Below are 9,182 nucleotides of genomic sequence, written 5' to 3' on the forward strand. Positions count from 1 at the left end.
TCGCTCAGCTTCGACGGGCTCGACTTCGGCCGTCGTGTCCTGGGTTCGAGCACCGCTGCCGGCCCGTCGGTCTTCACACGCTTACGCAACGCGTAGAACGATTTACGGGAGATGCCGTGCTCGGCGCAGAAGGTTGACACCGCACCGCGAGGGGCGTCATCGGGCCACTGCGAGATCGCAAGGCGAACGACAGGATCGATGGGTTCATTGACGGCCACCACCCGAACCTTGGGGCAGAAGTGTCACCACCAAGACCACCCGAAGTGTCACCGATGTCCTGATGCAGAACTGTCACCGATGTCTTGGGAGATAACAGTCGTACATATCTTCACATTCGGCGCGCCGCCAACGCGCCCGCCGACCGCTAGCTCGTCGCGAGCGGGCTGAGCAGCTCCACGTACAACGACAGCCCGCACAGCGCAGCGAGGACGGCGAACGCCACCGCGTCGGGCCACTTCGGGCCGGACGGCAGCGCCGAGATCTGACCCGCTCCGCCACGCGCGGTGATCGCGTCGCCCATCTCGTCGGCACGTCGCAACGCCACGGTGATCGCCGCCGCCAGTAGGTCCACCAGCTCGGCCGACCACCGATGCCTGCGGGCCCGCCGGCTGATGGCCTCTTCGCGGGGACGTAGCCGGCGCGCGGCGTACAGGATGCGGAACTCGTCGATCAGCATCGGGAAGGCGCGCAATGCCAGTGCCAGCGCCACGGCCCAGTCGTCGACGGGAATCCGCAACGGCCGCAAGGGCCGACCCAATTTCGCGACGGCGGGCGCGATCTCGGCGACGTTGGTGGTCCACGACACCAGCGCGCCGAGCCCGAGCAGGACGATGGACAGCACGGTGAGCTGCAGGAAGTTGAACAGCCCGCCGAGGCCGACGCTGACCGACCCCACGGTCACCACGGGACTGCCCCCGGCGAAGGTGGCCGTGACGCCGCCCAGCAGCACCAGGAACCAGAGGAACGGCGGCACGGACGGCAGCGCGCCGCGCGGGATGTTCGCCAGCCACGCCGTCACGAGGACCAGCAGACCCACCAAGGCGATGGGAATCCAACCCGGGTAGAAGGTGAGCAGGACCCCGATCGCGGCGACGATGATCAGCTTGGTCCCCGCCCACAGCCGATGCACGACGCTGTTTCCCGGCACCGGCCGCAGCAGCACCACCGGCCGACGCTGACGTCGGGTGGGCGCGGTCACGACATGCCTCCCGTCTTGGTCGGGGTCGCCGCGATGGCGCCGTCGCGCAGGTGCAGCGTGCGCGGGCACAGCTCTTCGAGGCCGGAGAAGTCGTGCGAGATCACGATCACCGTTAGGCCCGCGTTGCGGCGCAGATCGACGAGCAGCCGCAGCAGGCCGCGTTGGCTGGCGGCATCCAGGCCGGCCAGGGGCTCGTCGAGGATGAGGGCACGGGGCTTACGAGCCAGCAGGCCGGCGAGCACGACGCGGCGCATCTGGCCGCCGCTGAGCTGGTCGACGCGCCGCAGGCCGAGTCCCGGATCCAGGCCCACCATGCCGAGTGCGTGGACGATCTGCGAGTGGTCGTGGTAGTCGAGGCCGGAAGCCGACGCGATCTCGAGGTCGACCCGGCTGCGCATCAGCTGCAACCGCGCCGCTTGGAAGGAGATCGCCACGGCGCCAACCTGTTCCGAGACGGGCCTGCCGTCAAGCAGGGCGGTACCGGTGGTGGGCTCGAGCAGGCCGGCCATGATCCAGGCAAGCGTCGACTTGCCCGATCCGTTGAGTCCGTGGATGAGCACCCCGTCGCCTTCGTTGACGACGAGGTCGATGCCGTTCAGCGCGGTCGACGCCCACGGCGTGCCACTGCCGTACTCGTGTCCGACGCCGCGCAACTCGAGAATCGGTGCGCCGCCGTGACTTACGGCCATGCTCGCCGCGGGCGCGGGGGCCGTCTCCACCATCTCCACGTTGTCGGCCGTGCCGCCATTGCCGGTGAGGTTGACCGTGCGGTCGGCGGTGTCCGCCTCGTCGTTGTAGTGGGTGATGTGCACCAGCGACATGCGGTGCCGGTCGGTCAGCCCGCTAAGAACGGAGATGATCTCCTCGCGGCCCTGCTGGTCCACCATGCTGGTGACCTCGTCGGCGATCAGCAGGGACGGCTCACGCGCCAGCGCGCCTGCGACGGCCAGCCGCTGCAGCTCGCCGCCGGACAGTCCGCCGGTGTCGCGTTCGGCCAGCCCGTCGAGGCCGACCTCGGTGAGCAGGCGGTCCACGTCGGTCGTCGCGCCGGGCGGCAATCCCCACACCACGTCGTCGGCCACCCGGGTACCGAGTACCTGACTCTCCGGGTGCTGCATGACCACCGCGGTGCCGCCGAGCCTGCCGAGCCGAACCCCGCCGGCGCGTTCGATGACGCCCGACGTCGGCGTGCGTCCGGCCAACAGCAGCATCAACGTCGTCTTGCCCGAGCCGTTGGCGCCGGTGATCGCGACGTGCTCGCCGGGTTCGATGGTGAGCGACACCGGTCCGAGCGCGTCGTGGTTCGCACCGGGATACCGGAACGTCACGTCGCGCAGCCGGGCGGGCACGGGCCCCGCGGGGCCGGTTTCCTCGATGGCGTCCAGCTTGTGCACATCGGGGACGCCGAGTAGTCGGGCCAGCACGCGCGACAGCGCCCACCAGCCGATCATGGTGACGAGGGTGATGCTCAGCAGCGACGACCCCATGATCAGCACCGGCCAGTAGTCGAGCATCGTCGCGAAGTCGTCCTTGAGCCGCTGCGCGACGGGTTCCAGACCGGGGATGCGCCGGATGATCGCGGCGAGGCCGTCGATGTTCGCCGTCATCGACGCGAAGATGAGGTGGCGCAGGCGCGCAACGATCAGCAGTGCGACGATGCCGGCCAGCCCGAATGCCGTGCCCGCCGCGAGGGCGGCGACGAACACCGTCGGAGTGCCGCGGCCGCGGCGTTTCACGATGCCCGTCACCCCGCCGATGTAGGCGCAGTTGACCACCGTCATGAAGCCGCCCATGCCCGCAATCAGGAAGGCGATGGTGCCTCCCGCGACCGTCGCGGCGATCAGCACCCGCAGCCGGTACCGGTAGGCGAGCAGGCCCATCGGGACGGTGCCGAGCACGGACAACCCCGCGGCGAACGGGACGACTACGGCGATGATCGCGGTGGCCGCGCACAGTGCTGCCATGACGGAAGCGTGGGCGAGCTCGGCTGGATGCAACGAACCGGCACGACGAGTCTCGGCCGCCCCGGTCAAAGCCATTTCACGATTCTGCCAGGCGGATCCCAAGAACCTCCTGAGCAGCCTGTGAGCATGGACACGGCACCCCGTCGTGGTCTACATAGGAAAACTATGTAAAATCGGGAGCATGACTCCACCACCGGCGACCGACACGGCGCTCGCGGCGGAACTGCTGTCCGTGGTCGCGAGGATCAACCGGCTGGCGACCCAGCGGGTGAGGCTGGAACTGCCGTATGCCCAGGCGCGCCTGCTGTCGATGATCGAGGAACGCGGCGCGGCACGGATCTCGGACCTCGCAGCTCTGGATCACTGCTCGCAACCGACGATGACCACCCAGGTCCGCAGGCTCGAGGACGCCGGCCTCGTTTCTCGGATCACGGATCCCGCCGACGCGAGGGCCGTCCTGATCAGCATCACCGAGTCCGGCGTGGCGGTGCTGGCCCAGGTCCGCGCCGACCGCGGCGCGGTGATCGATCCCTACCTCGAACGCCTCGATGATCCCGATCGTCAGACCCTCGCCGACGCGGTACGGGTCATGCGCCGTCTTCTCGACGACGCGCAACGGCAGCACTGAACTACGCACCTGCAACTGAAGAGGAGAAACGCCCTGATGTGGCGCCAACCCAAGGCCGTCTGGGCCGTCGCCTTCGCATCCGTCGTCGCCTTCATGGGCATCGGTCTGGTGGATCCCATCCTCAAACCGATCGCCGACAATCTCGACGCGTCGCCGTCCCAGGTCTCGCTGTTGTTCACCAGCTATATGGCGGTGATGGGCGTGGCGATGCTCATCACCGGCGTGGTGTCCAGCCGCATCGGCCCGAAATACACTCTGCTACTTGGCCTTCTGGTGATCATCGCCGGCGCGGGCCTGGCAGGCATGTCGGACACCGTGATGGAGATCGTCGGGTGGCGCGCGCTGTGGGGACTGGGCAACGCACTGTTCATCGCGACGGCGTTGGCGACGATCGTCAACGCCTCACGCGGATCGGTGGCGCAGGCGATCATCCTCTACGAAGCAGCGCTTGGCCTGGGCATTGCCGTTGGTCCGCTGGTCGGCGGTGTGCTGGGGTCGATTTCGTGGCGCGGGCCGTTCTTCGGGGTGTCGGCGCTGATGGCGTTTGCGCTCGTCGTGACTGCGTTCCTGCTGCCGGCAACACCCCGACCCGAGCGGGCGACCACGCTGGCCGACCCGTTCCGCGCGCTGCGGCACCGTGGCCTGCTCGGTGTGGCGATCACCGCGTTGCTCTACAACTTCGGGTTCTTCACGCTGTTGGCCTACACGCCGTTCCCGTTGGACATGACCGCGCACCAGATCGGGCTGATCTTCTTCGGCTGGGGTATGGCACTGGCGTTTACGTCGGTGGTAGTGGCCCCGCGGTTGCAGCACCGGTTCGGCACCGTGCCGACGCTGCTGGTGAACCTGCTCGCGATGACCGCGACGCTCGCCGCGATGGCGGTCTGGACCGACGACAAGGCGGTCCTGGCGGGCTGCGTCGTGGTGGCCGGGTTGTTCATCGGCGTCAACAACACCTTGATAACGGAGACGGTGATGAAGGCCGCACCGGTCGAGCGCGGCGTCGCGTCGGCGGCCTACAGCTTCGTGCGGTTCGGCGGCGCGGCCGTGGCGCCGTGGCTGGCCGGGGTGCTCGGCGAGCAGTTCAACGACCACCTGCCGTTCTGGGTGGGTGCAGGCGCCGTGCTGCTTGGCGCCGGAGTGCTGTTCGCGTCGCGCGCCCACCTGGCCGGCATCGACGCCGAGGAGGACGCTCTCGGCGAACTCACCGACGAGGCGACCGCGATCACCGTGGGCAGTGACAGCTGACCGCTACGTGACGCCTGCGTCGATGAGGGTTCCGACGGCGTAGGTGGCGCCGATGGCGATCGCGCCGAACGCCAACTGCCGTAAACCGCCGAGCAACAACGACTTCCGCGTGAATCGCGCGGCGACGCCGCCCGCGACCAGAAGGCCCACCCCGCCGAACGCCAGGCCGAACCACAACGACTCGTGCCCCAGCAGGTACGGGATGAGCGGAATGATCGCGCCGATCGCGAACATCAGGAACGACGAGCCTGCCGCGACCCACGGCGACGGCTTCTCGCTGGGATCGACGCCCAACTCCTGAACCAGGTGGAAGTTCAGCGCGCGGGTTTCGTCGCGGTGAATCTCCTCGGTCGCCTTGGTCGCGGTGTCCTCCGTCATGCCCATGTTCATCATCATCGCCACCAATTCGGCGCGTTCGGCCTGCGGATGCTTGCGGAAGGCGCGGCGCTCGACGCGGACCTCCGATTCGATTTGTTCGTTGGCCGTCGTCACCGAGGTGTACTCGCCCAGCGCCATCGAGAACGCGCCGGCGAGCAGGCCCGCGACACCGCTGAGGACGACGGTGTGCGCGCTGGCGCTTGCCGCCACACCGGCGATCAGCGCCGTGTTGCTCACCAAGCCGTCCATCGCGCCAAAGGTCGCGGCGCGCAGCCAGCCACCCGTCACGTCGGCGTGCCGATGGTCGATCTGGTGGGGCAGCCCGGTTACCGGTTGCGAACCGTCGGGATCGGTCATGGCCATGATTCAACGCCTGCTCGAATTGGCCCATTGACTCAGGATTACCTCGGTTTGCCACATCACAGTTTTGTCGGGCGGTCTGCGGGCTAAATTCCAGGTATGACCACCACCGCCGAACACCTTCGGAACACGCTGGACGGACGCTGGCGGGACGTGAAGAACCGGATGCGACGAGAGCTGTCCACCGAGATCTTCCGCCCGCATTACACACCGAACACCGTCATCGCCCGCACCAAGGCCGGCGAGCAGCTGAAGATCATGGCTGCGCAGGGAGCCGCAGAGGACGGGTTCAAGAAGGAGCACGGCGGCAACGGCGATGCCGGCGCGGCGGTGACGCAGATCGAGATGCTCGCCATGAGCGATCTGTCCCTGATGGTGAAGGCCGGCGTGCAGTGGGGACTGTTCGGCGGCGCCGTCGAGAACCTCGGCACCGAGCGCCACCACAAGGCATACGTGCGGCGCATCATCGATTTGGACCTGCTCGGCTGCTTCGCCATGACCGAGACCGGCCACGGCAGCGACGTGCAGGCCCTCGAGACCACGGCGACGTACGACCCCGCGACGCAGGAGTTCGTAGTCAATTCGCCGACGCCGACGGCCCGCAAGGACTACATCGGCGGTGCGGCCCAGACAGCGCGCGTCGCAGCGGTTTTCGCCCAGCTCGTAACGCAGGAGGACGGCAAGCCGGTCAGCCACGGCGTGCACTGCCTGTTGGTGCCGATCCGTGACGAGGACGGCAATGACCTTCCTGGCGTGACGACGTCGGACTGCCACTACAAGGGTGGCCTGCCCGGCGTCGACAACGGCCGAATCGTCTTCGACAACGTCCGGGTGCCGCGGGAGAACCTGCTCAACAAGTACGGCGACGTCGCCGAGGACGGCACCTACACCTCGCCCATCGAGAACCCGAACCGCCGGTTCTTCACGATGCTGGGAACCCTGATCCGAGGACGGGTCACCGTCGGCGGCAGTGCCGGTGCGGCAGGCCGCGTGGCCCTGGACATCGCCACCCGATATGCGTTGCAGCGCAGGCAGTTCTCGGCACCCGACGACGACCACGAGGTGCTCCTCATGGATTACCTCGTGCACCAGCGGCGGTTGTTCCCGCTGATCGCGCGGTCGTATGCGCTGCAGTTCGCGCAGAACGAGTTGGTCGCCAAACTGCACGAGCTGCAGGGCTCCGAGTCCCCCGACGCCGAGGAACAGCGCGAACTCGAGTCCCGTGCGGCGGGCCTCAAGGCCGCCAACACCTGGCACGCCACCCGCGCCATCCAGGAAGCCCGCGAAGCCTGCGGCGGCGCCGGCTATCTCGCCGAGAACCGGCTGATCGCACTCAAGGCCGACACCGACGTATTCACCACGTTCGAGGGCGACAACCACGTCCTGACCCAGCTGGTGGCCAAGGAGCTGCTCACCGCATACGCCGATGACATCAAGGGCATGAGCCCCGTGGAGTGGGTGCGGTTCGCGGCCAACTTCGCCGGCACCAGGGTCGCCAAACGCACTGCGGCAGAGACCATCATGCAAACCATCCTGGACACCCGGCAGGACAACGAGGAAGAGGGCAGCCTCTTCAATCGGGGCACCCAGGTGAAGATGTTCGAAGACCGCGAGGAGTATTTGATCTCGACGGTGGCACGACGGCTGCAGAGCAAGTCCAAGGAGATGACCGCGTTCGAGGCGTTCAACTCGGTCCAGGACCACGTGCTGCACGCGGCGACCGCCCACATCGACCGGATCATCCTCGAGGCGTTCGTTGCGGGTATCGATGCCTGCGAGTCAGCCTCTGCCGAAGGGCAAGAGGCCCGCAAGATCCTCGGGATGGTCTGCGACCTCTACGCGCTGTCGGTGATCGAAGGCGACAAGGCGTGGTTCATCGAACACCGCTTCCTGTCCACGGAGCGCGCCAAGGCCGTCACGCGCGGGATCAACGAGCGCTGCCGCACACTACGGCCCTACGCCGAGTTGCTGGTCGACGGTTTCGGCATACCGGAGCAGCTGCGCTACGCCGAGATGCTGCACCCCGAGAACCTCGACGACATCGACTACCCACACTGACGGCTACGCGCCCGGGATCGGGTCCAGTTCCGGAACCACCGCCGAGACTGCTGGGAGATCAAGAAAATCGCCTCAAAGTCAAGTGGCTATCGCAACGCGGCTAGGCGGCTTGGTTGAGGAGGGTGGCTAGGCGTTGGGCTGGGGTGTCGAGATCGAGGGTGGGTCGGGGCCGGCTGTTGAGTTTGTCTTGGACCCGTTTGAGATCGGCTTTGGTGTAGCCGCTGAGGTCGGTGCCCTTTTCAAACCAGAACCGCAGTAGCCGATTGGTGTTCTCGTTGCTGCCACGCTGCCAGGGCGAATGGGGATCGCAGAAGTAGACCGGGGCCTGCAACTGCAGGCTGATGTGCTGCCAGCTGGCCATCTCACTGCCGCGGTCCCAGGTGATGGTGCGGCGCAGATGAGCGGGCAGCTCATTCATCGCCTCGATCATCGCGGCGGCCACCGAGTCGGCGGTGTGATCGCCTGGCAGATGCAACAAGATGGTGAATCGGGTGCTGCGCTCGACCAGAGTGCCTATCGCACTGCCACACGCCGTGCCCAGGATCAGGTCACCTTCCCAGTGCCCGGGCACCGCACGGTCATCCACCACGGCGGGACGCTGGCTGATGGTGATCACATCGCTGAACTTCCCGCGGCGCTCAGTGTGACCACGGGGTTTGCGAGCTGCCCGTTTGGTCGACAAGCACTTGTTGAGATCGGCGCGCAGCTGGCCGCGGCCTTGGACGTAGAGACACTTGTAGATGGTTTCGTGGCTCACCTGCGCCAGCTTGTCACCGGGATGATCACGTGCCAAGACCTCAGCGATCAGCTTCGGGCTCCACCCATCGTCCATCCAGGTTTCGATGGTGGCGCACAACCGGGTGTCGTTGAGCTTGAACTCCTTGGGCCGCTTGGCATTCTGGCTAGCTCGGGCATGAGCCAACCCCGCGTGGTAATCCCCGTCGGGATTGCGGTTGCGCCGGATCTCACGGCTGACCACGCTCGGGTCGCGGCCGAGTTGGCGTGCGATCTCGCCCTGCCTGAGTCCCTGGTCTCGACCCCGCATGATGACCACGCGCTCGTCGTAACTGAGATGGTGCCCCCGGCCACCGGCGCGCTCTAGATCACCAGGATCGGCCAATCCCAGAACACCGCTGCCAAGACGTAGCTTCATGGCCCCAGCCTTACGCCACCACTGCTGGCCAACAGTGCGGGACACACCGAGTTGTCGCTCGGCTTGCAACACCGACGTCCCACCGCACACCAGATCAAAGAACTGCCGCTTCAACCACCACGGCGCCCGGTAACCGCTCGGCATTGCAACCTCCCACATTGATGGATGTTGCATTGACCGTATGAATCTGCCCGC

Annotated in this window: 8 protein-coding genes; 3 read left to right on the forward strand and 5 right to left on the reverse strand. The window is 67.0% G+C overall.

Going from position 1 to position 9,182, the window contains the following annotated elements; translation table 11 throughout:
* The 3 genes from N536_RS43250 to N536_RS0135715 all read right to left on the reverse strand — a co-directional run.
* Positions 1 to 200: helix-turn-helix domain-containing protein (locus tag N536_RS43250; protein WP_369798507.1), on the reverse strand; the 200-nt coding region annotated here is incomplete at its 3' end.
* A gap of 164 nt (positions 201 to 364) precedes the next feature.
* Positions 365 to 1,198 (reverse strand): energy-coupling factor transporter transmembrane protein EcfT, encoded by an 834-nt coding sequence (locus N536_RS0135710; protein WP_029117989.1) that lies wholly within the window; start codon positions 1,196 to 1,198, stop codon positions 365 to 367.
* On the reverse strand, positions 1,195 to 3,237 hold the full coding sequence (locus tag N536_RS0135715) for an ATP-binding cassette domain-containing protein (protein WP_029117990.1): 2,043 nt from the start codon (positions 3,235 to 3,237) through the stop codon (positions 1,195 to 1,197). The genes N536_RS0135710 and N536_RS0135715 overlap by 4 nt, the downstream gene beginning before the upstream one ends.
* A gap of 106 nt (positions 3,238 to 3,343) precedes the next feature.
* On the opposite strand from N536_RS0135715, the gene N536_RS0135720 reads away from it, so the two are divergent.
* Together N536_RS0135720 and N536_RS0135725 are read left to right on the forward strand one after the other, a co-directional pair.
* Positions 3,344 to 3,790, forward strand: coding sequence for a MarR family winged helix-turn-helix transcriptional regulator (locus N536_RS0135720; RefSeq protein ID WP_029117991.1), 447 nt, complete (start codon positions 3,344 to 3,346; stop codon positions 3,788 to 3,790).
* A 36-nt stretch (positions 3,791 to 3,826) separates the two neighbouring features.
* Entirely contained in the window at positions 3,827 to 5,038 is a 1,212-nt protein-coding gene (locus tag N536_RS0135725) for an MFS transporter (protein WP_029117992.1), read from the forward strand.
* 3 nt (positions 5,039 to 5,041) lie between these two features.
* On the opposite strand, the gene N536_RS0135730 is transcribed toward N536_RS0135725, so the two are convergent.
* Positions 5,042 to 5,773, reverse strand: a complete 732-nt coding sequence (locus N536_RS0135730) for a VIT1/CCC1 transporter family protein (RefSeq protein ID WP_029117993.1) — start codon at positions 5,771 to 5,773, stop codon at positions 5,042 to 5,044.
* A 102-nt stretch (positions 5,774 to 5,875) separates the two neighbouring features.
* Here N536_RS0135730 and N536_RS0135735 point away from each other — a divergent pair, with 102 nt between their 5' ends.
* Positions 5,876 to 7,834: an acyl-CoA dehydrogenase gene (locus N536_RS0135735; protein WP_029117994.1), complete on the forward strand. Its 1,959-nt coding sequence runs from the start codon at positions 5,876 to 5,878 to the stop codon at positions 7,832 to 7,834.
* Positions 7,835 to 7,934: 100 nt separating this feature from the next.
* Here the strand turns inward: N536_RS0135735 and N536_RS0135740 are convergent, their stop codons facing one another.
* Positions 7,935 to 9,131: an IS30 family transposase gene (locus N536_RS0135740; protein ID WP_029112411.1), complete on the reverse strand. Its 1,197-nt coding sequence runs from the start codon at positions 9,129 to 9,131 to the stop codon at positions 7,935 to 7,937.
* Positions 9,132 to 9,182 lie beyond the last annotated feature (51 nt).

This window comes from Mycobacterium sp. URHB0044, assembly GCF_000620625.1.
Taxonomy (GTDB): domain Bacteria; phylum Actinomycetota; class Actinomycetes; order Mycobacteriales; family Mycobacteriaceae; genus Mycobacterium.

Bases quoted from the DNA above. Each gene is read 5' to 3' on its own strand.
- N536_RS0135715 (WP_029117990.1), bottom strand. From the start codon at position 3,237: ATGGCTTTGACCGGGGCGGCCGAGACTCGTCGTGCCGGTTCGTTGCAT.
- N536_RS0135720 (WP_029117991.1), top strand. From the start codon at position 3,344: ATGACTCCACCACCGGCGACCGACACGGCGCTCGCGGCGGAACTGCTG.
- N536_RS0135725 (WP_029117992.1), top strand. From the start codon at position 3,827: ATGTGGCGCCAACCCAAGGCCGTCTGGGCCGTCGCCTTCGCATCCGTC.
- N536_RS0135730 (WP_029117993.1), bottom strand. From the start codon at position 5,773: ATGACCGATCCCGACGGTTCGCAACCGGTAACCGGGCTGCCCCACCAG.
- N536_RS0135735 (WP_029117994.1), top strand. From the start codon at position 5,876: ATGACCACCACCGCCGAACACCTTCGGAACACGCTGGACGGACGCTGG.
- N536_RS0135740 (WP_029112411.1), bottom strand. From the start codon at position 9,131: ATGCCGAGCGGTTACCGGGCGCCGTGGTGGTTGAAGCGGCAGTTCTTT.